This window comes from Pseudomonas sp. Lb2C2 (genome assembly GCF_052112205.1).
GTDB lineage: Bacteria > Pseudomonadota > Gammaproteobacteria > Pseudomonadales > Pseudomonadaceae > Aquipseudomonas > Aquipseudomonas kilonensis.
Window position 1 is genome coordinate 544,108 of record NZ_JAUTYW010000003.1, and the last position, 24,539, is coordinate 568,646.

At 62.8% G+C, this 24,539-nt stretch carries 23 protein-coding genes; 11 read left to right on the plus strand and 12 right to left on the minus strand.

Annotation, left to right across the window (positions count from 1 at the left end; all coding sequences use genetic code 11):
* Positions 1-45: 45 nt before the first annotated feature.
* Genes Q7F16_RS10745 through Q7F16_RS10755 form a run of 3 tightly spaced genes read left to right on the plus strand, consistent with a single transcriptional unit; the run spans position 46 to position 2,989 of the window.
* Positions 46-1,188, plus strand: a complete 1,143-nt coding sequence (locus Q7F16_RS10745; protein WP_014340741.1) for an ABC transporter ATP-binding protein — start codon at positions 46-48, stop codon at positions 1,186-1,188.
* On the plus strand, positions 1,185-2,105 hold the full coding sequence (locus Q7F16_RS10750) for an ABC transporter permease subunit (protein ID WP_014340740.1): 921 nt from the start codon (positions 1,185-1,187) through the stop codon (positions 2,103-2,105). Before Q7F16_RS10745 ends, Q7F16_RS10750 begins: the two co-directional genes overlap by 4 nt.
* Positions 2,102-2,989 carry an ABC transporter permease subunit gene (locus tag Q7F16_RS10755; RefSeq protein ID WP_409555765.1) on the plus strand — a complete coding sequence of 296 codons (888 nt, stop codon included), beginning with the start codon at positions 2,102-2,104 and terminating at the stop codon, positions 2,987-2,989. Before Q7F16_RS10750 ends, Q7F16_RS10755 begins: the two co-directional genes overlap by 4 nt.
* A gap of 321 nt (positions 2,990-3,310) precedes the next feature.
* Here the strand turns inward: Q7F16_RS10755 and Q7F16_RS10760 are convergent, their stop codons facing one another.
* The 3 genes from Q7F16_RS10760 to Q7F16_RS10770 form a co-directional block, all read right to left on the minus strand.
* The gene (locus tag Q7F16_RS10760; protein ID WP_014340738.1) at positions 3,311-3,652 is read right to left on the minus strand and encodes a carboxymuconolactone decarboxylase family protein; all 342 of its coding nucleotides are present in this window, start codon (positions 3,650-3,652) and stop codon (positions 3,311-3,313) included.
* Between the two features lie 98 nt (positions 3,653-3,750).
* Positions 3,751-6,159 (minus strand): penicillin acylase family protein, encoded by a 2,409-nt coding sequence (locus Q7F16_RS10765; RefSeq protein WP_409555766.1) that lies wholly within the window; start codon positions 6,157-6,159, stop codon positions 3,751-3,753.
* 106 nt (positions 6,160-6,265) lie between these two features.
* Entirely contained in the window at positions 6,266-6,853 is a 588-nt protein-coding gene (locus tag Q7F16_RS10770; protein WP_409555767.1) for a DUF6436 domain-containing protein, read from the minus strand.
* Positions 6,854-6,961: 108 nt separating this feature from the next.
* Here Q7F16_RS10770 and Q7F16_RS10775 point away from each other — a divergent pair, with 108 nt between their 5' ends.
* On the plus strand, positions 6,962-7,909 hold the full coding sequence (locus Q7F16_RS10775; protein WP_409555768.1) for an alpha/beta hydrolase: 948 nt from the start codon (positions 6,962-6,964) through the stop codon (positions 7,907-7,909).
* A gap of 96 nt (positions 7,910-8,005) precedes the next feature.
* Here Q7F16_RS10775 and Q7F16_RS10780 read toward each other — a convergent pair whose 3' ends face one another.
* Complete coding sequence (locus Q7F16_RS10780; protein WP_186649272.1) at positions 8,006-8,749, minus strand: DUF2059 domain-containing protein; 744 nt, start codon at positions 8,747-8,749, stop codon at positions 8,006-8,008.
* 153 nt (positions 8,750-8,902) lie between these two features.
* On the opposite strand from Q7F16_RS10780, the gene Q7F16_RS10785 reads away from it, so the two are divergent.
* Both Q7F16_RS10785 and Q7F16_RS10790 read left to right on the plus strand, forming a co-directional pair.
* Complete coding sequence (locus Q7F16_RS10785) at positions 8,903-9,535, plus strand: 2OG-Fe(II) oxygenase (RefSeq protein WP_079305738.1); 633 nt, start codon at positions 8,903-8,905, stop codon at positions 9,533-9,535.
* A 2-nt stretch (positions 9,536-9,537) separates the two neighbouring features.
* Positions 9,538-10,029 (plus strand): DUF523 domain-containing protein, encoded by a 492-nt coding sequence (locus Q7F16_RS10790; RefSeq protein ID WP_409555769.1) that lies wholly within the window; start codon positions 9,538-9,540, stop codon positions 10,027-10,029.
* Between the two features lie 174 nt (positions 10,030-10,203).
* Here Q7F16_RS10790 and Q7F16_RS10795 read toward each other — a convergent pair whose 3' ends face one another.
* Both Q7F16_RS10795 and Q7F16_RS10800 read right to left on the minus strand, forming a co-directional pair.
* Positions 10,204-11,577, minus strand: coding sequence for a GTPase/DUF3482 domain-containing protein (locus tag Q7F16_RS10795; protein ID WP_409555770.1), 1,374 nt, complete (start codon positions 11,575-11,577; stop codon positions 10,204-10,206).
* Positions 11,570-12,937 carry a DUF2868 domain-containing protein gene (locus Q7F16_RS10800; protein ID WP_409555771.1) on the minus strand — a complete coding sequence of 456 codons (1,368 nt, stop codon included), beginning with the start codon at positions 12,935-12,937 and terminating at the stop codon, positions 11,570-11,572. Before Q7F16_RS10800 ends, Q7F16_RS10795 begins: the two co-directional genes overlap by 8 nt.
* 86 nt (positions 12,938-13,023) lie before the next feature.
* Between Q7F16_RS10800 and Q7F16_RS10805 the strand changes: the two genes are divergently transcribed.
* Positions 13,024-13,536, plus strand: a complete 513-nt coding sequence (locus Q7F16_RS10805; protein WP_024616217.1) for a dihydrofolate reductase — start codon at positions 13,024-13,026, stop codon at positions 13,534-13,536.
* 119 nt (positions 13,537-13,655) lie between these two features.
* Here the strand turns inward: Q7F16_RS10805 and Q7F16_RS10810 are convergent, their stop codons facing one another.
* Positions 13,656-15,047 carry an L-cystine transporter gene (locus tag Q7F16_RS10810; RefSeq protein ID WP_409555772.1) on the minus strand — a complete coding sequence of 464 codons (1,392 nt, stop codon included), beginning with the start codon at positions 15,045-15,047 and terminating at the stop codon, positions 13,656-13,658.
* 242 nt (positions 15,048-15,289) lie between these two features.
* On the opposite strand from Q7F16_RS10810, the gene Q7F16_RS10815 reads away from it, so the two are divergent.
* Positions 15,290-16,345 carry a phosphorylcholine phosphatase gene (locus Q7F16_RS10815; protein ID WP_014340698.1) on the plus strand — a complete coding sequence of 352 codons (1,056 nt, stop codon included), beginning with the start codon at positions 15,290-15,292 and terminating at the stop codon, positions 16,343-16,345.
* Between the two features lie 237 nt (positions 16,346-16,582).
* Here Q7F16_RS10815 and ilvD read toward each other — a convergent pair whose 3' ends face one another.
* From ilvD to Q7F16_RS10830, 3 genes are all read right to left on the minus strand, one after another.
* On the minus strand, positions 16,583-18,424 hold the full coding sequence (gene ilvD / locus Q7F16_RS10820) for a dihydroxy-acid dehydratase (protein WP_014340697.1): 1,842 nt from the start codon (positions 18,422-18,424) through the stop codon (positions 16,583-16,585).
* 268 nt (positions 18,425-18,692) lie between these two features.
* On the minus strand, positions 18,693-19,898 hold the full coding sequence (locus Q7F16_RS10825; protein ID WP_409555773.1) for an MFS transporter: 1,206 nt from the start codon (positions 19,896-19,898) through the stop codon (positions 18,693-18,695).
* 215 nt (positions 19,899-20,113) lie between these two features.
* Positions 20,114-21,310 (minus strand): class I SAM-dependent rRNA methyltransferase, encoded by a 1,197-nt coding sequence (locus tag Q7F16_RS10830; protein WP_003206543.1) that lies wholly within the window; start codon positions 21,308-21,310, stop codon positions 20,114-20,116.
* Between the two features lie 191 nt (positions 21,311-21,501).
* Between Q7F16_RS10830 and Q7F16_RS10835 the strand changes: the two genes are divergently transcribed.
* The 3 genes from Q7F16_RS10835 to Q7F16_RS10845 are packed head-to-tail and all read left to right on the plus strand — an operon-like array spanning position 21,502 to position 23,528.
* Positions 21,502-22,317 carry an HDOD domain-containing protein gene (locus Q7F16_RS10835; RefSeq protein WP_161798356.1) on the plus strand — a complete coding sequence of 272 codons (816 nt, stop codon included), beginning with the start codon at positions 21,502-21,504 and terminating at the stop codon, positions 22,315-22,317.
* 30 nt (positions 22,318-22,347) lie between these two features.
* A complete protein-coding gene (mutM, locus tag Q7F16_RS10840; RefSeq protein WP_046063223.1) occupies positions 22,348-23,160 on the plus strand; it encodes a bifunctional DNA-formamidopyrimidine glycosylase/DNA-(apurinic or apyrimidinic site) lyase in 813 nt (270 codons plus the stop codon).
* Between the two features lie 47 nt (positions 23,161-23,207).
* Positions 23,208-23,528: a hypothetical protein gene (locus tag Q7F16_RS10845; RefSeq protein ID WP_014340695.1), complete on the plus strand. Its 321-nt coding sequence runs from the start codon at positions 23,208-23,210 to the stop codon at positions 23,526-23,528.
* Between the two features lie 142 nt (positions 23,529-23,670).
* On the opposite strand, the gene Q7F16_RS10850 is transcribed toward Q7F16_RS10845, so the two are convergent.
* Both Q7F16_RS10850 and coaD read right to left on the minus strand, forming a co-directional pair.
* On the minus strand, positions 23,671-23,922 hold the full coding sequence (locus Q7F16_RS10850) for a YfhL family 4Fe-4S dicluster ferredoxin (protein ID WP_003206534.1): 252 nt from the start codon (positions 23,920-23,922) through the stop codon (positions 23,671-23,673).
* Between the two features lie 137 nt (positions 23,923-24,059).
* Complete coding sequence (gene coaD, locus Q7F16_RS10855) at positions 24,060-24,539, minus strand: pantetheine-phosphate adenylyltransferase (protein ID WP_003177462.1); 480 nt, start codon at positions 24,537-24,539, stop codon at positions 24,060-24,062.

Here is a 24,539-nt window from a genome sequence, read left to right on the forward strand (position 1 = left end):
TTCGTCCGCGTGGGGCGAACTGCAAATTCTGTGGGAGTTTCGTAAATGGCAGTTGCCTCCGGCGCCTATAAGAAAGCCCTCGAGGGCGACCAGACACCCAAGCAGGTGTTGGTCAAAATCGACCGGGTCACGAAAAAGTTCGACGAGACGATTGCCGTGGACGATGTGTCCCTGGAAATCAAGAAAGGCGAGATCTTCGCCTTGCTCGGCGGTTCGGGATCGGGCAAATCCACCTTGCTGCGCATGCTGGCCGGTTTCGAGCGGCCTACCGAAGGGCGGATTTTCCTCGATGGCGTGGACATCACCGATATGCCGCCCTACGAGCGGCCGATCAACATGATGTTCCAGTCCTACGCTTTGTTCCCCCACATGACTGTGGCGCAGAACATCGCCTTTGGCTTGCAACAGGACAAGATTCCGAAAGCCGAGGTCGATGCCCGCGTGGCTGAAATGCTCAAGCTGGTGCAGATGAGCCAGTACGCCAAGCGCAAGCCGCACCAGCTTTCCGGCGGCCAGCGCCAGCGTGTGGCCCTGGCCCGTTCCCTGGCCAAGCGCCCGAAGCTGTTGCTGCTCGACGAGCCAATGGGCGCCCTGGACAAGAAGCTGCGCTCGCAAATGCAGCTTGAGCTGGTGGAGATCATCGAGCGGGTCGGCGTGACCTGCGTCATGGTGACCCACGACCAGGAAGAGGCCATGACCATGGCCGAACGCATCGCGATCATGCACCTGGGCTGGATCGCCCAGATCGGCAGCCCGATCGACATCTACGAAACCCCGACCAGCCGGCTGGTCTGCGAGTTCATCGGCAACGTCAACATCTTCGAGACCGAAGTGGTGGACGACGCCGAAGGCCACGCGGTGCTGACCTGCAAGGACCTGGACCGCAACATCTACGTGGGCCACGGCATCAGCACCTCGGTGCAGGACAAGTCTGTGACCTACGCCATTCGCCCGGAAAAGCTGCTGGTCACGTCCGAGCAGCCGACCTGTGAGCACAACTGGTCCAGCGGCAAGGTCCATGACATCGCCTACCTGGGCGGCCACTCGGTGTTCTACGTCGAGTTGCCGAGCGGCAAGCTGGTGCAGTCCTTCGTCGCCAACGCCGAACGCCGCGGCCAGCGTCCGACCTGGGGCGACCAGGTGTTCGTCTGGTGGGAAGACGACAGCGGCGTGGTACTTCGCTCATGAACATGCGCAAACTCAAACGCCGACTCGATCGAATAACGCCCGGTGGCCGCCAACTGGTCATCGGGGTGCCCTTCATCTGGCTGTTCCTGTTCTTCATGCTGCCGTTCTTCATCGTCCTGAAGATCAGCTTCGCCGAAGCTGACGTAGCCATTCCGCCGTACACCGAGATCTACAGCTACGTCGACCAGAAGCTGCAGGTGCTGCTCAACCTCGCCAACTACGCGATGCTGAGCGAGGACGATCTGTACATCGCCGCCTACCTAGGCTCGCTGAAGATGGCGCTGATCAGCACTGTCTTGTGCTTGCTGATCGGTTATCCGATGGCCTATGGCATCGCCAATGCCCGCAAAGAGATGCAGACGGTGCTGGTGCTGCTGATCATGATGCCGACCTGGACCGCGATCCTGATCCGCGTCTACGCGTGGATGGGCATCCTCAGCAACAACGGCTTGCTCAACGGTTTTTTACTGAGCATGGGTTGGATCAGCGAACCGCTGCAGATCCTCAACACCAACCTGGCGGTGTATATCGGGGTGGTCTACTCCTATCTGCCGTTCATGATCCTGCCGTTGTACGCCAACCTGGTGAAGCACGACTCCAGTCTGCTGGAGGCCGCATCGGACCTGGGTTCGAGCACCTTCAACAGCTTCTGGAAAATCACCGTGCCGCTGTCCAAGAACGGCATCGTCGCCGGCTGCATGCTGGTGTTCATCCCCGTGGTGGGCGAGTTCGTGATCCCGGAACTGCTGGGCGGTCCGGAAACCCTGATGATCGGCAAAGTGCTGTGGCAGGAATTCTTCAATAACCGAGACTGGCCGGTGGCTTCCGCCCTGGCGGTGGTGATGCTGGCGATCCTGATCGTGCCCATCATCCTGTTCAACCGCAGTCAGGCCAAAGAAATGGAGGGCAAGGAATGAAGCGCTTCAGTTTTTCAAGCCTGATGCTGGTGCTGGGTTTTCTGTTCATCTACGCGCCGATGTTGATCCTGGTGATCTACTCGTTCAACGCCTCGAAACTGGTGACGGTGTGGGGCGGTTGGTCGATCAAGTGGTACGTCGGCCTGCTGGACAATAGCCAACTGATGGGGGCGGTGGTGCGCTCGCTGGAAATCGCCTGCTACACGGCGATTGCCGCGGTGGCCCTGGGTACGCTGGCGGCTTTCGTGCTGACCCGCATCACCCACTTCAAGGGCCGCACGCTGTTCGGCGGCCTGGTCACCGCGCCGTTGGTGATGCCGGAAGTCATCACTGGCCTGTCGCTGTTGCTGCTGTTCGTGGCCATGGCCCAGATGATCGGCTGGCCCCAGGAGCGTGGCATCGTCACGATCTGGATTGCCCACACGACGTTCTGCGCGGCCTATGTGGCGGTGGTGGTCTCGGCGCGCCTGCGTGAGCTGGACCTGTCCATCGAAGAGGCGGCCATGGACCTCGGTGCGCGGCCGTGGAAGGTGTTCTTCCTGATCACCATCCCGATGATCGCGCCGTCACTGGCGGCGGGGGGCATGATGTCGTTCGCATTGTCCCTGGATGACCTGGTGCTGGCGAGCTTCGTCTCCGGCCCCGGCTCGACGACCTTGCCGATGGAAGTCTTCTCGGCGGTGCGCCTGGGGGTGAAGCCGGAAATCAACGCCGTAGCGAGCCTGATCCTGCTGGCGGTGTCGCTGGTGACCTTCCTGGTCTGGTACTTCAGCCGTCGCGCCGAAGAAAATCGCAAGCGCGCGATCCAGCAAGCCATCGAAGAAAGCGCCGCTGACTCCTGGAAACAACCGGAAGTACGCCGGCCCGAGACCTCGCGGGTCTGAATCTGTGGGAGCGGGCTTGCTCGCGAAAGCGGTGTGGCAGTCAATGAAGAGGTTGAATGCCAGTCCGCCATCGCGAGCAAGCTCGGCTCCCACAGGGTTTTTGGGGCGCCTATAAATCCGCGGCCGAATGCAGATCCCATTGTGGGAGCGAGCTTGCTCGCGAAAGCGGTGCGTCAGTCAGCGAAGATGTTGAATGTCAGTCCGCCATCGCGAGCAAGCTTTGCTCCCACAGGGTTTTTGGGGCGCCTATAAATCCGCTGCCAAACGCAGATCCCATTGTGGGAGCTTGCTCGCGAAAGCGGCCTGCAGGTTATTGGCCGTTCACTTCTTCAGCGCGTCATGGGCTTCCAGCGCGCGCAAGGAGTAGATGTACGCCGCACCTGCGTTGAGGGACACCGCGGTGGCCAGGGTGGCGGCGATTTCTTCGCGGGTGGCGCCGGCCTTGATGGCGGCGTCGGTGTGTACGCCGATGCAGCCGTCACAGCGTGTGGTGATAGCGACAGCGATGGAGATCAGTTCACGGGTCTTGGCATCGAGCACATTGTTCTCAGCCGCGGCTTCGTCCAGGGCCATGTAGGCCTTGACCATCTTGGGATTGCTCTTGCCCAGGGCGCCAAAGGCGCTCTTGATGGTGGGCAGCAGTTCGGACCAGTTATTGAACATAGCGATGACTCCTGTGAGAGGGGGGCGTTGAACCCTTGTAGTCTTGACCAACAATGACGATTGAGCGCGTTGGTGATGAAAAATGACACTGGCCCGAATCAGGGCGCGGTCCGGGCCGGTAGCAGCTTCAGGGTCGAGCGGGTATTGGCCACCACTTCTTCCTCGGCCAGGTGCGCCTGGTGATAGACCCCTTCGATGTACGCCTCGGCCTGATCCTCGTAATGCTTGTCGAACGGCACGCCGCTCTGGCCGACGGGGTTGATGGTGACGCTGTGGCTCGGGTCGGCGAAGTCGATGATGCGCCGGGTCGAAGGCCCGTAGGTCACCGGCCACGGTGCCGGGCCGATTTTGGCGGAGAGGTTGTTGGGCACCTCGTGGGTACCCGGTGCCGCGAAGGGGCCGACGTTGAAGATCCGGTCCAGCGGCTTTTGCAGGCCCAGCGGGTGGCCATGGGTGAGGGTGTGGGCCTTGCCCCATTGCCATTGCGTGGCATCGTCGCCGAGGGTGACCTTCAGGTGCGTCAGGCTCTTGTCCCAGGCCTTTTTCACGGTGTCGGCACGGGTTTCCGTGCCGAGGGTCGTGCGGTCATCCCACCACGGTGAATCTCCGGAGGCCGCCAAGCGTGGCAGGGCTGCGTCGATCACCCGGGTCGACAGCGCGGTTTCGAAGAAGCCGTCGCCCAGTTCATCGTGCAGGGCGGCGTCCGCCAGGTTGAACAGGAACTGGTTGAACAGCGTGGCGCTGATGGAGTCCAGCGGGTAATCGCCCGGCCATTGGGCCAATTGTTCCACCCATTTGCGTTCCTGTGGGTCGCTGACCACTTCACGCAGCACCGGCAACAACGGCGCGAGCACGCGAGGGCCGTAGGCGGTGGTTGTGCCCAGTTGCAGTTTCTGGGTGGTTGGGATGTCCCATTTCGCCTGCTTGTCGCTGAGCTGCTGGTTGAGTTGTTGGCCACGGTCGGCGAGGTTGTAGTAACCGGGGATCTCGATGCCGCTGGCCGGCACCGGCTGGAAGTTGGCCGAGACGATGTAGCCCCGCGCCGGGTTCTCTTCCTGCGGATTGCTGCTGAACGGATAGAAACCTTCCTTTTCCGCCTCCGGGCTGCTGCCGTCGAGGATGAAGCCAGGCTTCACACCGGCTGGCCGTTTGGGCAGTTGCGCGGCGGCCCACCAGCCGATGTCCCCCTTGGCGTTGGCCCACACCACGTTCAGCCCCGGTGCGTGGATCTTGGCCGAAGCGCCGCGAGCCTTGGTGAGGGTGTCGGCGCGGTTGAGCTGGTAAAAGGCCTCGAGGATCGGGTTGCGGCTTTCCAGGAAACCCCACCACATGGCGACCGGGGTCTTGCCGGCGTTTGCGCCGAGGGCATCGTTGACGATCGGACCGTGGGGCGACTGGCGCAGCACCAGCGTCACCGGTGCCTGGCCCTTGACCGCGATCTGCTGCTCGCTGCGGGTCATGTCCACCCATTGGTCTCGATACCAGACCTGTTCGGGATTGTCCGGGTTGACCTTCTCGGCGATCAGGTCAAGGTCGTCGTTCTGGAACATGGTGACGCTCCAGCCGAAATCCTTGTTCATGCCCAGCGTCGCGAAGGGGAGCAGCGCCTGGTATTGCCCGTAGAGTTCGAACCCCGGGGCCGACAAGTGCGCCTCGTACCACACCGAAGGCGTGGAAAAACGGATGTGCGGGTCACCCGCCAGCAACGGCTTGCCACTGTGGGTACGGCTGCCGGAAACCGCCCAGGCATTGCTGCCCTCGAACTGCGGCAGGCCGTTATCGGCCAGGGCCTGCTCGCTCAGGCGGGCCAGGGCGTTGAGGTCTTTCCAGTCGGCGGCAGCCAGCGGCAGGCCGCTCTTGCGACCTTCAGCCAGCACGCCCTGGGGCTGCCAGTCGAGGTCGAAAATGTTCAGGTAGTTGGCACCCAGCACATCGCGCACGTAGGTCAGCAGCGGTTCGGTGCGAAAGGCAGCGGCGAAGCTGTAGGCCATGTAGCCGGTAACGCTCACGGTGTCTTCGGCGGTGAACGGGCGCTTGGGAATGCCCAGCACATCGAATTCCACGGGCCGGGTGTGGCTGTCCTGGTAGGCGTTGATCCCGTCCAGGTAGGCTTGCATGGCGCGCCAGGCCGGGGATTGTGGGTCCTGCTCGGTCACGTAGGCCGCGGCGCGCTCGCGGATGCGCAGGCTGCGCATCAGCTTGTCAGTATCGAGCAGCTTCGGCCCCAGCACCTCGGCCAGTTCACCACGGGCTAGGCGGCGCATGATCTCCATCTGGAACAGCCGATCCTGGGCATGGACATAACCGAGGGCGCGGTACAGGTCGGTTTCGTTCTCGGCGCGGATATGCGGCACACCGCGTTCGTCGTAGCGCACCGTCACCGAGCCCTGCAGCCCTTGCAACTGCACCGTGCCTTGGCGGGTGGGCTGCTTGCTGTAGAGGTAGCCGCCCGCGACGATGATCGCGGTGACGATCAATGACAGGAAGGCGATGAGGGTGCGTTTCATGGTGAGTCCTTATTCTGATGACAGCGCTGCCATGGCCTCGCTGTTCGTTCCCTGTTTAACATGCCGCTGCGCGACTTCGCATCGCTCCTCGGGAGGATTTTTCGTCTTATTCCTTGCCTGATGTGTCCTGTGCCCACGGACAATAGCAACCCACCGCCATCGTATGAGTTGCATTGACCGCCCGACCGCCGCTCAACGCCTCGAGAATCGGCTCGATGAAGCTGTTGCTCGAATTGCAGGTCAGGCCTTCGCTGTAGGGACCGAAATACGCGAGCTGGCCGCTGCGATCCCAGATCGCCACGGCCGGGCTGGCGGGGATCTGGTTTGAGCCGGGCAGGCTCGGGAGCGCCTTGAGGCTGTTCAGGGTGGCCGGTAACTGACCGTGGCTGCCGGGCTTTTGTACCGCATAAAACTCGACGCCTTGCGGTACATATTTATCGACCAGCTCGGCAAGGTGTTGCTGGTTGCCGACGTTGCACGGGCACGCCGGGTCCCAGAAATGCACCAGGCGGATCGCGCCGGGGCCGGCCAGATCGGCAGGCAGGCGCAAGGGGTCGCCGGAAAACACCGCGGTGTGTTGGCTGAAAGTCCGCAGGAAACGGCCCTGGAACCAGTCATAGGCCGCCCACAATACGACGGCACATCCGAGGGCAAGCAGGCTGGCGAGCAAGGTCGTGCGGTGGGACGGGCGCATGGAGTCGATCCTCTGAGGCCGCGTAGCTTGCCATGCTTGCCGCGACAGATGAATATCGCAGGCTTGGAAAGTCAGTTTCGCGCAATGCGCCTATGCCTGGAAATCTTGATGCCTGCCACTTTCGATCCCGATCTCCTGCGTGCCAGCCTGCAACCGCTGGCCCAGTGGCAAGCCCTGTCCGAGCAAGCCCAGGCCTATCAGCGTTTCTATGGCCTGGACTTTCCCCAGCGGAGTGTGCGCAAGGGATTGGGGCGTTTCGAGGTGGGTGGGTATGAGTTGGTCAGCCAGGTCTGGTGGCCGGAAAAAGCCGTGGCGACCTTGTTTGTGTTCCACGGCTACTACGATCACATGGGGCTGTACCGGCACTTGATCGAATGGGCCCTGGAGCAGAAATTCGCGGTGATCGCCTGTGACCTGCCGGGCCATGGCCTGTCCAGCGGCGAACGCGCCAGCATCGAGGATTTCGCCGAATACCAGGCCGCGTTGCAAGGCCTGTTGGCCGAGGCCGGGACGCTGGACCTGCCGCAACCCTGGCATCTGTGCGGGCAAAGCACCGGCGGGGCGATCGTCGTCGATCACGTGCTCAACCAGGGCGCACAGAGCCCGGCCCAGGGCCAGGTCATCCTGCTGTCGCCCCTGGTGCGGCCGCGGGCCTGGGGCTGGTCGCGCTTGAGTTATTACCTGCTCAAGCCCTTCGTGACCGGTATTGCCCGGCGTTTCAGCGAGAACTCTACCGACCCGCAATTCCTGCCATTCCTGCAAGCCGATCCGTTGCAACCGCTGCGCCTGCCCACCGCGTGGGTGGGCGCGCTGGGGCAATGGATCAAGCGTATCGAAGCCGCCCCGAGCAGCCCGCGCCAGCCATTGATCGTGCAGGGACAGGCGGACATGACGGTGGATTGGGCGCACAACCTGCAAGTGCTGCGCAGCAAGTTCGACCGGCCGCAGGTGTTGATGTTGCCCGAGGGACGCCATCATTTGGCGAATGAGGCGCTGGCGTTGCGGCAGGAGATGTTTGGTTTTCTGACGAAGCGGATGAGCCGGGTTCGGCGGTGACCGGGCTATTGCTATCGCGAGCAAGCTCGCTCCCACAGGGTATTGAACAGCGAGATCCAATGTGGGAGCGAGCTTGCTCGCGATGGCGGCGCTGAACTACTGCCCGAGATTCTGCCCCACCGCCAACCCCGCCCGAATCGCCGCCAGGGCCGCTTGATAATAAGCCTGCCCCTCGGTCGATTCGGCGAAGGTGGCGAATTCTTCCAGCTCGGTATCCGTGAGGTCACGGTAGACGTACAACAGCGTGTTGTTCAGGTCCGTGCCGATCTGTTCCATTAACCGTTGGCGTTGTCCATTCAACATGCCCTGGGCCTGGCCGGCCCCCAAGAGCCCCGGGATCATCGAACTCAGGCTGTCGGCCGCCACGCCAGCGATCGCCAGGCTGACTTCGGCGCCGGCCTCGCGGGCGGGCAGCGCCTGGGCCAGGTGGCCGATGATCAACAGGCGGTTGTCGCTGGCTGGCATCTTCGGCAGGCCCTTGGCGTTTTTCGCCAATTGATCACGCCGGGTCGCCAGCAACTCAGCTGCCACGACTTTGCGGCCCAAAGGCGATTGGAAGAAGCTCAGGGCCGGCTGAGGGTCATGAAGATTCTTGCGCATTTGCGCCTCGGCCCGCTGGTCCATGGCCTGGGGGGCGAAACGTTGATTGCTGTTGTTCACCAGCGCCTGGAACACCGCCGGCGGCAGGCTGCTCTGATAGCGCTGCTGGGCGGCGCTCAAGGCATCACTGAAATGCGCCCGCTGTTCCGGCCAGCCGGCGACCTTGTACAACTGGTCGTAGCTGTCTGCCCAGGCGGGCAAAACGCAGAACATCAACAGTGAGAAAAGCAAACGGCGCATAGGGACTCCTGTCAGCAGCCGACTATTCTCCGTGGGGTGTGGGGTCTTGTCGAGAATTCGTATCAAGTTCGTACGGCGGTGCAATTTGACGCAGCAAACCGACACAGCGAACCCGCTGCGTGGCGCTGTCGGTTTTGCAGGCACAGGCATACTATGCGCGCCATGCAAATACCTTCTGATCACCCGCTGCTGTTACGTATCGTCGACGACCTGGCCGAGCGCGGCTGGTCGCAGCAGAACCTCTTCCTGCCGGAGGCGCTGACCCGCGCCTTGGCGGCCGAATGCCGCCAGCGCGCCGCCGAGGGCGAACTGGCCCCGGCAGCGGTCGGGCGTGGGCCGTTCTCGGAGATCCGCGAAGGGATCCGGGGTGATCACATCCAGTGGATCGAAGCCGGCCAGGCGCAAGCCTGCGACCATTACCTGGGGCTGATGGACAGCCTGCGCGAGGCGATGAATCGCGGGTTGTTCCTGGGCCTGGAAGACTTCGAAAGTCACTTTGCCCTCTACCCACCCGGCGCGTTTTACCTCAGGCACGTCGACCGCTTCCGCGATGACGACCGCCGCATGGTATCGGCGGTGCTCTACCTCAATGACGACTGGTTGCCGGAACACGGCGGCCAGTTACGCATGTACCTCGACGAAAACCTGGAGCAGGACGTGGTGCCCATTGGTGGTTGCCTGGTGGTGTTCCTGTCGGGGGACATTCCCCACGAAGTACTGCCGGCCACGCGTGATCGCCTGTCCTTGACCGGTTGGTTCCGCCGTCGCGGCAACGAGTTTTTCTGACGATGGAAAAGATCCTGGTCAGTCGCTGCCTGCTCGGGCATCGCGTGCGCTACGACGGCGGTGCCAGCGGGCCGTTCGATCAACTTCAGCAGTGGCTCGACGAAGGCCGGATCGTGCCGCTGTGCCCGGAAGTCGCCGGCGGCTTGCCTACGCCTCGGGCGGCGGCGGAGATTCCTGGCGGGCAGGGCGGGCAAGTGCTCGACGGCCAGGCAGCGGTCATCACCACCGATGGCGAAGACGTGAGTGCGCAGTTCCTGTCAGGCGCGTATCAAGCGCTGGAACGGGTGCGTGAACACGGCATCCGCATCGCCGTGCTCAAGGCCAACAGCCCGTCGTGCGGCAACCTGTTGACCTATGACGGAACGTTCAGCGGGGTGAAGGTCAGCGGTGAAGGCGTGACGGCGGCGTTGCTCAAGCGGCATGGCGTGAAGGTGTTCAGTGAGTTGGAGTTGCCTGAAGCGGCGGCGGCCCTCAAGGCCCTGAACAGCGATTGATGGATGGCTTTTGTGGCGAGGGGATTTATCCCCGTTGGGTTGCGAAGCAACCCCAAAATAAAACACCTCGGTGTATCAATCACCTGTGCGACTCTTGGGGCTGCTACGCAGCCCAGCGGGGATAAATCCCCTCGCCACAGGGTTTTGTGTACTTGGCACAAGGTTCTGTGTCGCTTAGAGCTGCTCAGCCAACTGCTCAATCAGCTCCTGGCGTTCTGCCTGGCTCAATCGCGGTTGAGTGTTCAGGGATGACCATTGCGGATGCGCCCGCGCCTTGTTCAAGGCTTCGGGCAGCTTGCCCTCGCGCCAGGTCTTGTCCTGGGGCGTGACGATGCGGATGCTGTCCATCGCCGCATGGCCGCGCTGGTTGAGGGCTTGCAGCAGTTGGCGTTGGCGCAGGGCCAACAGGCGCAGCACGCTGTCGTCCACCGTCAATTCCCGTTGCCCCTTGAGCTTGCCCATCAGCCGGTTGCCATAGCTGCGGGCGGTTTGCAGGGTGCCGCCGACAATGGCCCCGGCCAGGGCGGCGGCGCCAAGGGTCAGGCCGCCCACCAGCAAATCCACGCCGGCCCCGGCCGCTGCGCCCGCCGCGATCCCGCCACCGACGCGTACGCCCAGTTGCTTGAGGGTCTCGGGGTTGAACAGGTCATCGCCCCAACGTCCGTCGAGCAGCGGCAGATCGCTGGCGGCGGCGTCCAGGGGACGGAACGCGTAGAGCTTGAGCAGGGCCTCGACACAACGCTGTTCGCGCTGACGCACCGCGCTGCGCAGTTCACTGATGGCCTCGCGTTCCAGCTCGGCGTCGCTGGCGACGCTGCGTCGGCAGGCGGCACAGTCGATCAGCAGTTCGGCGATCAAGCGCGCTGCGCTCTGCTGGCGGGCCAGGCGTTGGGCCTGTTGGTCGGCGACCAGGCGTTCCAGTTGCCCACGGGCGCTTTCCAGCAACAGCGCGAGGCTCTCATACAGACGTCGCTCGCCGTCCTCGGGCGGAGCCACGCTGTCAAAACGTACCAGGGCGTGCAGCCCCAATCGCGCCAGGGCTTCGCGCCAGTCGGGCTCGCGATGGTGGGCGCTGCTGACGAAATTCAACACCGGCAGCAGCGGCTTGCCACAACTGGCGAGGACTTCCAATTCATCGCGGTACTTGGCCAGCACCGGCTCCCGGGCATCGATCACATACAGCCCGGCGTCGCTGGCGAGCAGTTGCCGCAGCACTTTGGCTTCTTGTTCGAAGCGTTGCCGCGCCTCGCTGCCCTCAAGGAAACGGGCCAGGCGCGCCGGGCCGTCCAGGCGTTCGCCCGGACGCTCCAGGCGCTCGAGGTAATCGAGCAGGGCGATGGCGTCTTCCAGGCCCGGGGTGTCGTACAGTTCCAGCAGCGCTTCGCCATCCACCGACAGGCGCGCCCCCTCGACATGCCGGGTGGTGCTCGGGCGATGGGACACTTCGCCGAAGCCGACGTCGCGGGTCAAGGTGCGCAGCAGCGAGGTCTTGCCGACATTGGTGTGGCCGACCACCGCCAGCTTCAGCGGCTTGATGGGCTCAGTCATGGCCGGTCTCCAGCCAGTTCAAGGGCATGCAGTCGGCGAAGGGCAACTGCAACTGTTGCAGCGCGGCGTGCCAGTCGCCCAGGCGCTCGGCGTCCAGCGCCTCGCCGGGCGGCGCCTGCAACAACCAGACGCGGGTGGCGCTGGCGCTGCGGGCCAGCTCGGCGATCAGCGCCAGGCTGCCGCGGTCCGGTGAACGGCGTGGGTCGCAGGCAATTGCCAGGCGTGCCGGCGGAAAGCGTGACAGTTGTTCGAGGAGTTTGTGGCGCGACTCGCGGCTATCGAGAATGCCGGCGCTTTTTACGGTTTCGGGCAGCTTGGGCGGCCAGGGCCGGTCGTCCAACTCGATTGCCACCAGCAGCGCGCCGTCGCTGTTCATGGCGCTGACAGCACTTTCGATGGGATGCAGTTGCGCGGGGGCGGCGTCGTTGACGCCCAGTCGCTCGCTGCTGGGCATCAGCCGTTCACGCAATTGGGCGTAGCCCGGCAGGTTCAAGTCCAGGCGCAGGGTGGCGCGGCCGCGCCGCCAGCGCCACAGGCACAGCAGTGCCAGGCACAAGCGCGGCAACAGGCCATAGACCAGCAGCACACCGACCAGCCAGCCAGCCCAGGCCTGGCGGGCGCTCTCGATGTTCAGGGCGGCATCGCCACTGGCGCGGATCATGTCCACCGTCGGCACGCTGAAGCCCAGCAGGGCTGGCAGCGCGCCGAGGGCCTGGGTCATGGCGACGAAGGTCTCGCCGCCGAGGATGGTGGTTTCCCAGACAAAGCCATAGCGCCGGGTCGCCATCAGCAGCAGGACGATGACCAGCGCGCTGAGCATCGCCAGCAGCCACAGGCCATTGACCAACACGCCGAGAGCCCAGCGATTGAGTTTGTGCCGTTGCAGCAACAGCAGCAGGGCCGGCGCCAGTTGGGCGGCCTTGGCGTCGCGGGCGAGTTTTTCGCTGAGCCACAGCCACAGGCGTCCCAGCGTGGCACCTTGCTCGCCTGCGAATATCAGGCCCAGGGCCCAGCCGCTGAGCAGGATCAGGTTCAGCCCCAACAGGCTGCCCAAGGCCCAGAACACATTGACCGGTGCCTGCCCGTTGCCAAGTGCGGCAAAGCCCAGGCCGGCGCCGCTGATGACGGCGAGCAGCGCCAATGCGATCAGCGCCAGGCGCGCGCCTTGCAGCCAATGGCGCAGGGCTTCGGTGAGGCCATCGCGTTCGGCCAGCCAGCGGGCGCGGTGGCGGATGCGCGTGGCTAAGTCGCCGCCGGCCCCACGGGCCAGGCGATTGGCTTCCTGGTCCTCGAGCGGGCCGGCGTGTTCTTCACGCAGGCGTATCGTCTCGGTCAACCAGAGGTTCTGCAGTACTGTCACGAGTGCTTCCGTTGCTCGAATGAGGGTTGAGCATAACCGCTGTGATGCCTGTCGGGGTACGCCGAGCCTCTGGTATCCTCGCGGCCATGAACAAAACTCTCCCCTTAAGCCTGATCGCAGCCCTCGGTGAAAACCGTGTGATCGGCGTCGACAACAGCATGCCCTGGCACCTGCCGGGGGATTTCAAATACTTCAAGGCCACCACCCTGGGCAAGCCGATCATCATGGGGCGCAAGACCTGGGATTCCCTCGGTCGACCGCTGCCGGGACGCCTGAACATCGTGGTCAGCCGCCAGTCGGGCCTGGTGCTGGAAGGCGCGCAAGTGTTCTCCACCCTGGAGGCTGCGGTGGCGCGGGCCGAGGCGTGGGCACTGGAGCAGGGCGTCGACGAGTTGATGTTGATCGGCGGCGCCCAACTGTACGCCCAGGCCCTGGGGCAGGCGGATCGACTGTACCTGACCCGCGTGGCGCTGAGCCCTGAGGGTGACGCGTGGTTTCCTGAGTTCGATTCGAGCCAATGGACGCTGGTTTCGAACCAGCCGAACCCGGCCGAAGGGGACAAGCCGGCCTATAGCTTTGAGGTGTGGGAAAAGCGCTAAAAGCATCGCGAGCAAGCTCGCTCCCACATTGGATTTTCGGTGAACACACACTCTGCGATCACCGTCTGCCACTGTGGGAGCGAGCTTGCTCGCGATAGCGATTCAGCAGGTACTCCCCATCAAGCGTGCACCAGCTCCCCATGCTCCTGCGCATCGAGCAACGCCTTGTCAGTCTGCTGCATCACCTGGCTGGTAATCGCCCCGGCGGTGATCGAGCCGCTGACGTTCAACGCTGTACGGCCCATGTCGATCAGCGGTTCGACGGAAATCAGCAACGCCACCAGCGAGACCGGCAAGCCCATGGCCGGCAGCACGATCAGCGCGGCGAACGTCGCGCCGCCACCGACCCCGGCCACTCCGGCCGAACTTAATGTCACAATCGCCACCAGTGTCGCGATCCACACCGGATCCAACGGGTTGATGCCCACAGTCGGCGCGACCATCACCGCCAGCATGGCCGGATAAAGGCCGGCACAACCGTTCTGGCCGATGGTGGCGCCGAACGAGGCGCTGAAGCTGGCAATCGCCCGTGGAATGCCGAGGCGGCTGGTCTGGGCTTCAATGCTCAACGGGATGGTGGCCGCGCTGGAGCGGCTGGTGAAGGCGAAGGTCAGCACCGGCCAGATCTTGCGGAAAAAGCGCAACGGGTTGATCCCGGCAGCGGACACCAGCAGGCCATGGACCACGAACATCAGGCCCAGCCCCAGGTACGACACCACGACAAAACTGCCGAGCTTGATGATGTCCTGCAGGTTGGAACCGGCCACCACCTTGGTCATCAGCGCTAGCACACCGTACGGCGTCAGCTTCATCACCAGGCGCACCAGGCGCGTCACCCAGCTTTGCAGAGTGTCGATGGCGTTGATCACTTTCTGCCCTTTCTCCACGTCGTCCTTGAGCAACTGCAACGCCGCGACCCCGAGGAACGCGGCGAAGATCACCACGCTGATGATCGAGGTCGGCTTGGCCCGGGCCAGGTCGGCAAAGGGGTTCTGTGGGATGAACGAAAGCAGTAATTGCGGGATGTTCAGGTCGGCGACCTTGCCGGCGTAGTCGCTCTGGATCACTTGCAGGCGCGCCAGTTCCTGGGTGCCTGCCACCAGGCCTTCGGCGGTGAGGCCGAACAGGTTGGTCAGGCCAATGCCGATCAGCGCGGCGATGGCGGTGGTGAACAGCAGCGTGCCGATGGTCAGGAAGCTGATCTTGCCCAGGGACGAGGCGTTATGCAGGCGGGCCACGGCGCTGAGAATCGAGGCGAAGACCAGCGGGATCACGATCATTTGCAGCAACTGCACATAGCCGTTGCCCACCAGGTCGAACCAGCCGATCGAGGCCTTGAGTACCGGGCTGCCGGCGCCGTAAATCGTGTGCAACGCAATGCCGAACACCACGCCCAGCACCAGTGCCAGCAGCACTTTTTTCGCCAGGCTCCAAGTGCGGTGACGGGTTTGTGCCAGGCCGAACAGCAAGGCGAGGAACACCAGCAGGTTGAGGATCAGCGGCAGATTCATCAAAAGAGACTCCGATAAGACGTGCCAGTCGCCCGAAGCTGCGACTGTGAGCCGGGAAGCCTAACAGTCTGATAACTAATGAATTAATACTAAAAACGCATGTAGATTGTCGTTTATGGAATAAGGCGGTGGCGTTTACGGATATGTCGCTGGCGCTATCAAGACGCAAGCGGTCGCGGGCAGGCGAGGACTGTCACAAGCATTTGTTAGCGTCGAGTTCTTTGAACCCGGGAGAAATGCCGATGAAGCTCGCACCTCGTTTTCTCGCTGTCGCCTTGAGTCTTGGTCTCGCTGGCCAGGCACTCGCCACCGATCTCAAACACTGGCCGGCGGAACAAGCCAAGGCTCTGGAGACGATGATCGCGGCCAACGCCAACAAGGGTAACTACGCGGTGTTCGACATGGACAACACCAGTTACCGCTACGATCTGGAAGAGTCGTTGCTGCCGTTCATGGAGAACAAGGGCCTCATCACCCGGGAAACCCTGGACCCGTCTTTGAAGCTGATGCCGTTCAAGGACACCGCCGACCACAAGGAAAGCCTGTTCAGCTACTACTACCGCCTGTGCGAAGTCGATGACATGGTCTGCTACCCGTGGGTGGCCCAGGTGTTTTCCGGCTTTACCCTCAAGGAGCTCAAGGGCTATGTCGACGAGCTGATGGCGTCCGGCAAGCCGGTGCCGACCACCTATTACGATGGCGACAAGGTGGTCCAGTACAACGTCAACCCGCCGAAAATCTTCACCGGCCAGGCCGAGCTGTACAACAAGCTGATGGAAAACGGCATCGAGGTCTATGTCATGACCGCCGCTTCCGAAGAGCTGGTGCGCATGGTCGCCTCCGATCCGAAGTACGGCTACAACCTCAAGCCGCAGAACGTAATCGGTGTGACCACGCTGCTCAAGGACCGCAAGACCGGCGAACTGACCACCGCCCGCAAGCAGATCACCAACGGCAAATATGACGAGAAGGCCAACCTTGGCCTGGAGTACACGCCTTACCTGTGGACCCCGGCGACCTGGATGGCCGGCAAGCACGCGGCGATCCTGACGTACATCGACGAATGGAAAAAACCGGTGTTGGTGGCGGGTGACACGCCGAGCAGTGACGGCTACATGCTGTTCCACGATGTGGACGTGGCCAAGGGCGGTATCCACCTGTGGGTCAACCGCAAGGACAAATACATGACCCAGATTAACGGCATGATGGCTAAACACGCCGCGGCCCAAGCCAAGGAAGGACTGCCGGTGACGGCGGACAAGAACTGGGTGATCGTCAAACCGGAAGATATCCAGTAAGCCCCACCACAGGGATACCAAGGAACCCTGTGGCGAGGGAGCTTGCTCCCGCTGGGCTGCGCAGCAGCCCCAAGGTCGTCAGCTCACACATTGAGGTGAGGGCGAATTTTGGGGCCGCTTCGCGACCCAGCGGGAGCAAGCTCCCTCGCCACAAAAGATCACTTGGCTCCAAGGGCCGAACAGGAGCCAAAAAATGCCCCGCACTTGGCGGGGCATTTTTATGGCTGCTGTAGACGCTTACAAGCCGTCAAGCATCGCCTTGTTACGCACCGCGCCCTTGTCGGCGCTGGTGGCGAGCAGGGCGTAGGCCTTGAGGGCTGTAGTGACTTTGCGTGGACGCACTTCCACTGGTTTCCAGCCCTTGTTGTCCTGTTCGACGCGGCGCCCGGCCAGTTCTTCGTCGCTGATCAACAGGTTGATCGAGCGGTTCGGAATGTCGATCAGGACCTTGTCACCGTCCCGTACCAGACCGATGGCGCCGCCCGCTGCAGCCTCCGGCGAAGCGTGGCCGATGGACAGGCCCGAGGTACCGCCGGAGAACCGGCCATCGGTCAGCAAGGCGCAGGCTTTGCCCAGGCCCTTGGATTTCAGGTAGGAGGTTGGGTAGAGCATTTCCTGCATGCCTGGGCCGCCTTTCGGACCTTCGTAGCGAATGATCACGATGTCGCCGGCCTTCACTTCGTCAGCGAGGATGCCGCGCACGGCGCTGTCCTGGCTTTCGAAAATCTTCGCGTTGCCTTCGAACACATGGATCGACTCGTCGACGCCGGCGGTTTTCACCACGCAGCCATCCAGGGCGATGTTGCCGTACAGCACGGCCAGGCCACCTTCCTTGGAGTACGCGTGCTCGACGCTGCGGATGCAGCCGTTTTCACGGTCGTCGTCCAGGCTTTCCCAACGGGTCGACTGGCTGAACGCGGTTTGCGTCGGGATGCCCGCCGGGCCGGCCTTGAAGAAGTGATGCACGGCCTCGTCGGTGGTCTGGGTGATGTCCCACTTGGCGATGCCTTCGGCCATGGTCTTGCTGTGCACGGTCGGCAGGTCGGTGTGCAACAGGCCGCCACGGGCCAGGGAACCGAGGATGCTGAAGATCCCGCCGGCACGGTGCACGTCTTCCATGTGGTACTTCTGGATGTTCGGCGCGACCTTGCACAGTTGTGGCACGTGACGGGACAGGCGGTCGATGTCGCGCAGGTCGAAATCGATCTCGGCTTCCTGGGCAGCGGCCAGCAAGTGCAGGATGGTGTTGGTGGAACCGCCCATGGCGATGTCCAGGGTCATGGCGTTTTCGAACGCCTTGAAGTTGGCGATGTTGCGCGGCAGCACCGACTCGTCGTTCTCGCCGTAGTAGCGCTTGCACAGCTCGACGATGGTCCGGCCAGCCTGGAGGAACAGCTGCTCGCGATCACTGTGGGTGGCCAGGGTCGAACCGTTGCCCGGCAGGGCCAGGCCCAGGGCTTCGGTCAGGCAGTTCATCGAGTTGGCGGTGAACATGCCGGAGCACGAACCGCAGGTCGGGCAGGCGCTGCGCTCGTACTCGGCGACCTTCTCGTCAGAGGCGCTGGAGTCGGCGGCGATCACCATGGCATCGACCAGGTCGAGGCCGTGGCTGGCGAGCTTGGTCTTGCCGGCTTCCATCGGGCCGCCGGAGACGAAGATCACCGGGATGTTCAGGCGCAGGGCGGCCATGAGCATGCCCGGGGTGATCTTGTCGCAGTTGGAAATGCACACGATGGCGTCGGCGCAATGGGCGTTGACCATGTATTCGACGGAGTCGGCGATGATCTCGCGGCTCGGCAGCGAATAGAGCATGCCGTCGTGGCCCATGGCGATGCCGTCGTCCACGGCGATGGTATTGAATTCTTTCGCTACGCCGCCGACACGTTCGATTTCCCGGGCAACCAGTTGGCCGAGGTCCTTGAGGTGGACGTGGCCCGGTACGAACTGGGTGAAGGAGTTGGCAATGGCGATGATCGGCTTCTTGAAGTCGTCATCCTTCATCCCCGTGGCGCGCCACAAGGCACGGGCGCCGGCCATGTTGCGGCCATGGGTGGATGTTTTCGAGCGGTAATCAGGCATGGAGCACTCCGGGCGGCTAATCAGGTACTTATCAGGTATCAATGGGGAAGTGAGCTTCTGTCGACGTCTGGAGCACCCGGGTTTGGCCGTGTGTCCGCAAGTGGCTGATGACTTTGCAGGATCACTGCGCGCCTCAGCATGAGCTCATAAACCCGCCGGGGATGAATGGCGATGAATGACGCGATTCTACACCGCTGGCGCCAGGATGAAATGACGCAAAGCGCTGATCGGGCGCCAATGTCGTGCGCGGGATGACGACTGGCAGGCTTCAGTCGGCCAACAACCCCCGGTAGCGATACCGGACCAGGGCATTGAGTGCCAGCCCCAGCAGGCTGAGCAGGACCAGGCAGAGAGCCAGGGTGACTTGCAAGTCCAGCGGTGCGAGGCTGATCGCGGCACTGGTCAGCCCGCCGACGATGAAGATCAGCACGCTACCGGCCGAGGCGGACGTACCGGCCTGCCCGGGAAATCTATTCATGGCTTGGGTGTGGGCGGCTGCGCGGGCAATGGTCGTTCCGGCGGTGCACACGATCATGGGCAGTAACAGGGTGGTGACTGACAAGCCCAGTTGATTGGCGAGCCCCAGCATCAGCAGTCCTGCGACGAGGATCAGGCCCAGGCCCGTGATGATTTGTGCCTGTGGATCGATTCGATTGCTCAGCAAGGTCGCGACGGCTCCGCCACCGATATAGGCCAGTCCATAGCCCAGTAGCGCCAACGAAAAAGCCTCGGGAGAGAGGTGCAACTGGTCGATCAGGACCAACGGTGAAATGACGATGAACGAAAAATGGCAGGAAAAAGCCAGTGCCGAGGTTAGCCAATAGGCCATGAAACTGAAGTCCGCGCAGACCGTTCGATAGGCTGCGATGAAATCCAGGCGCCTGGGTTGGCTGCCTGCCGCGGAGTGTTGAAGTAGACGACTGGCACCGATGAATGCGCCGATTGCCAGGGCAATGAACACCAGGAAACTGCCACGCCAGCCCATCCAGCTTTGCAGCCCGGTGCCGGCCAGGGGGGAAACGGAAATGAAAATACCCCCGCAGGTGACCAGGAAGATCCGCAGTCGCTGTTGTTCCTGGCCAGTGAACAGGTCTTGGATCAGCGCCTGGGACAGCACGAAACAACCGCACCCCAAGGCTTGAACGATACGCAAGAACAGAAAGGACCAGTAATTGTCGGCGAGCACGCAACCTGTTGCGCCGATGGCTGCAACGGTGATCCCGATCAGCAGCAGATTTTTTCGTCCCATTACGTCGGAAAGCGGACCGATCAGCAGTTGTGAAAGGGCGATACCTACCGCGTACAGGCTGACAGACAGGGCAATGTCCGACGATGGACGTTCAAAGTGCTCGGAAAGTGCAGGAAACGAGGGCAGCACCACATCGATCGGAAAGACACCGAGCAATGTCAGGGTCAGCAACAGGGCGATGGTGGCAGGTTTGCGGGCGGCCAGGTGGTTTTGCGGATCAGTCATCGAACAGTTCCAAGACGTACCTGAGGATCGCTTTCAATCCTAATGCGTCATGCCTGCCAGACGAGGGGGAGATTGAGTAGGAAGGCTCTGGTAATTGTGTGGGGGGACTCCTACAGACTTATTCAGGTGCGCAAAAAAAATCGCAGCCAAGGCTGCGATCAGAATGCAATTGGAGTGTGCGGGGCACAGCGCTACGGCCCTGGCCCCGTCCGGCCTCAGCTGTTGGGCAACAACCGGCAGGTGATGCTCTTGATGTAGCGGGTTTCGGCAATGGCCGGGTGTACCGGATGGTCTGGCCCCTGGCCGCCGCGCTCGAGCAGTTGGATGTTGCGGTCCAGATGACGGGCGCTGGTCAGCAGGATGTTTTGCAGATCGTCTTCGGGCAGGTGCATCGAGCACGACGCGCTGACCAGGATGCCGTCCTTGCTGAGCAGGCGCATGGCTTGTTCGTTGAGGCGACGATAGGCGCCTTCACCGTTTTTCAGGTCTTTCTTGCGCTTGATGAAAGCGGGCGGGTCGGCCACGATCACGTCGAAACGTTCTTCGCTGGCCTTGAGTTCCTTCAGGGCTTCGAACACGTCGCCTTCGATGCAGGTCAGTTTCTCGGCGAAGCCGTTCAACGCGGCGTTGCGCTCGACGCCGTCGAGGGCGAAGGCCGAGGCATCGACGCAGAACACTTCACTGGCACCGAACGCCGCGGCTTGCACGCCCCAGCCGCCAATGTAGCTGAACAGGTCCAGGACGCGCTTGCCCTTGGCGTATGGGGCCAGGCGTGCGCGGTTCATGCGGTGGTCGTAGAACCAGCCGGTTTTCTGGCCTTCCATGACCGGCGCTTCGAACTTCACGCCGTTCTCTTCCAGGGCGACCCATTCCGGCACCAGGCCGAACACGGTCTCGACGTAGCGGTTCAGGCCTTCGGCGTCACGGGCCGCGGAGTCGTTCTTGAACAGGATGCCGCTGGGCTTGAGCACCTGGGTAAGGGCGGCGATCACGTCGTCCTTGTGGGCTTCCATGGTGGCCGAGGCGATCTGCACCACCAGGATGTCGCCGAAACGGTCGACCACCAGGCCTGGCAACAGGTCGGAGTCACCGTAGACCAGGCGATAGAACGGCTTGTCGAACAGCCGCTCGCGCAGGGACAACGCCACGTTGAGGCGATGCACCAGCAGGGACTTGTCCAGCGGCAGCTTCACGTCACGGGACAGCAGCCGGGCGCAGATCAGGTTGTTGGGGCTCATCGCAACGATGCCCAGCGGCTTGCCGCCGGCGGCTTCGAGGATGGCCTGGTCGCCGGCCTTGAAGCCGTGCAGCGGGGTGGCGGCCACATCGATTTCGTTGCTGTAGACCCACAGGTGGCCGGCGCGCAGGCGACGGTCGGCGTTGGCTTTGAGGCGCAGGCTAGGCAGGGACATGACGTCGCTCCGGAAAAAAGAGCGGGAGTATACCGTGTTGCAGGGGTTGGCGGGCTTGAAGGACGATCGGTGGCCCGACGGTGTATCGGATCCATCTTTAAGGGTTAGAATCCCCGCCTGACCCGGAGTGTGTACGCATGTCCAAAGAACTTTCCGCCGAACAGATCCAACAGTCCTTGCAAGGCATCAGCGTGCCGCCCCAGCCGCAGATCATGGTGGATCTGCAGATGGAACAGTACATGCCCGACCCGGACCTGGAGACCATCGCCAAGTTGATCTCCCAGGACCCGGGCCTCTCAGGGGCCTTGCTCAAGATCGTCAACTCGCCGTATTACGGCCTGCGCAACAAGATCACCTCGATCCAGCGCGCGGTGAACCTGTTGGGCAGCCGTTCGATCATCAACCTGATCAATGCGCAGTCGATCAAGGGCGAGCTGCACGACGACGCCATCGTCACCCTGAACCGCTTCTGGGATACCGCCCAGGATGTGGCGATGACCAGCCTGACCCTGGCCAAGCGCGTCGGCCTGGAAAACGGTGACGAAGCCTATGCGCTGGGGTTGTTCCACGATTGCGGCGTGCCGTTGATGCTCAAACAGTTCCCCAGCTACATGGGCGTGCTGGAAGAGGCCTACGCCAATGCCAGCGCCGAGTGCCGGGTGGTGGACACCGAGAACCGCGTGTTCAACACCAACCATGCGGTGGTTGGCTACTACACCTCCAAATCCTGGCGCCTGCCGGATCACGTCAGCCAAGCCATCGCCAACCACCACAACGCCCTGGCGATCTTCAGCGACGAGTCTTCACGCAACAACAGCCAGTTGAAGAACCTGCTGGCGATCCTGAAGATGTCCGAGAACATCTGTGCGTCCTACCGGGTGCTCGGCAATCAGGCCGAAGACCACGAGTGGGATAGCGTCGGGAGCCTTGTGCTCGATTACATCGGGTTGTCGGAATACGACTTCCAGACCCAGAAACAGGAAATTCGCGACCTCGCCACTCGTTGAGTGCGGTGCTTCGCCTGACTCGAGAGCCTCATGCCAGAACTGCCGGAAGTCGAAACCACCCGTCGCGGCATCGCGCCCCATCTTGAAGGCCAGCGGGTCAGTCGCGTGGTGGTCCGCGACCGTCGCCTGCGCTGGCCGATCCCGGAAGATCTCGACGTGCGGCTCTCGGGCCAGCGCATCGTGCAGGTGGAGCGGCGGGCCAAGTACCTGTTGATCAATGCCGAGGTCGGCACGTTGATCAGCCACCTGGGCATGTCCGGCAACCTGCGCTTGGTGGAAGTTGGTATGCCCGCCGCCAAGCACGAGCACGTGGACATCGAGCTGGAGTCCGGCCTGGCCCTGCGCTACACCGATCCTCGACGCTTTGGCGCGATGCTCTGGAGCCTCGACCCGCTCAATCACGAGCTGTTGATTCGCCTCGGTCCCGAGCCGTTGACCGACCTGTTCGATGGCGAACGGTTGTTCCAGCTTTCGCGGGGGCGGTCCATGGCGGTCAAGCCGTTCATCATGGACAACGCGGTGGTGGTGGGCGTGGGCAATATCTACGCGACCGAGGCGCTGTTCGCCGCCGGGATCGACCCACGCCGGGCCGCCGGAGGCATTTCCCGGGCGCGTTACCTGAAGCTGGCCATCGAGATCAAGCGCATCCTCGCCCATGCCATCGAGCGCGGTGGCACCACGTTGCGGGACTTTATCGGTGGGGACGGCCAGCCCGGCTATTTCCAGCAGGAGCTATTCGTCTATGGCCGGGGCGGGGAGCTGTGCAAGGTGTGTGGTACGGGGCTGCGGGAAATCCGCCTCGGCCAGCGTGCGAGCGTCTGGTGTCCACGCTGCCAGAGCTGATTTGTCCTACGGTCTATAGTCAGTAGTATTTAGCCGAAGGATCGCCCATGAAACTGCTTCGACCTGTCGTTCTAGCGCTGCTGCTGAGTGTCGGTTTGCCTGCCCTGGCAAGCGACGGCAGCGGCGACCCGCGCTACACCATCCAGAACCCGCCGGCCTTCGCCATGCTCGGCGACCTGCTGATCGCCCGTCCGCTGCTGCTCGCCGCCACGGTGATTGGCGCCGGGGCATTCGTGGTGTCGTTGCCCTTTACCGCGCTGGGCGGCGGAGTCGGCGATGCGGGCAAGGCGCTGGTGGTGGACCCGGCTAAGGCCACGTTTGTGCGGTGCCTGGGGTGTATTGGGGAGGGGTTTGAGCGGCAGGAGTGACGCGTTCGGTGCGGCTGATGGCTTCATCGCGAGCAAGCTCGCTCCCACAGGGATCTGCGGTGCCTACACCATTTTTGCCTGACGCAAATCCCTTGTGGGAGCGAGCTTGCTCGCGATGGGGTCTGCAGGGCCGCCCAAAGGCTCAAGCCTTGCCAGTAATCTTGCGATACTTCGCCATCAACTGTTCTTCAGTTTCCGGATGAGCCTCGTCCAGGGGGATGCAATCCACCGGGCAGACCTGCTGGCACTGGGGTTCGTCGTAATGGCCGACGCACTGGGTGCACAAGTTCGGGTCGATGACGTAGATCTCTTCGCCTTGGGAAATGGCCTCGTTCGGGCATTCGGGTTCGCAGACGTCGCAATTGATGCAGTCGTCGGTGATGATCAGGGACATGCAGGCTCCTGCCGGGGCGTTGGGCCCGGGCATATGAAAAACGTATGGGCGCAATTGTGCCGCATTGGCGAGCGCAGTGCACGCGGGCGCGATGGACTGCGCTGTGCTGGGCCGCGAAGCGGGTCGCAGCCCGCGGGTTATTTCTTGAAGCGCAGGGTCAGCGCATCGGCCACGGCCGGGTGGACGAACTTGGTGATATCTCCGCCCAACGCCGCGATTTCCCGGACCAGCGTCGAGGAAATGAAGGAGTAGCGCTCCGACGGCGTCAGGAACAGGCTCTCGACGTCCGGTGCCAGTTGGCGGTTCATGTTGGCCAGTTGGAACTCGTACTCGAAGTCCGAGACCGCCCGCAGGCCGCGCAGGAACACATTGGCGTTCTTTTCCTTGGCAAAGTGCGCCAAAAGCGTCGAGAAACCGACCACTTCCACGTTGGGCAGGTGCTTGGTGACCTCGCGGGCCAGTTCCACACGTTGTTCCAGCGGGAACAGCGGGTTTTTCTTCGGGCTGGCGGCGACGGCAATGATCACATGGTCGAACAGGCGCGCGGCGCGTTCGACCAGATCGCCATGGCCCTTGGTAATAGGGTCGAAGGTACCTGGGTACAACACTCGGTTCAT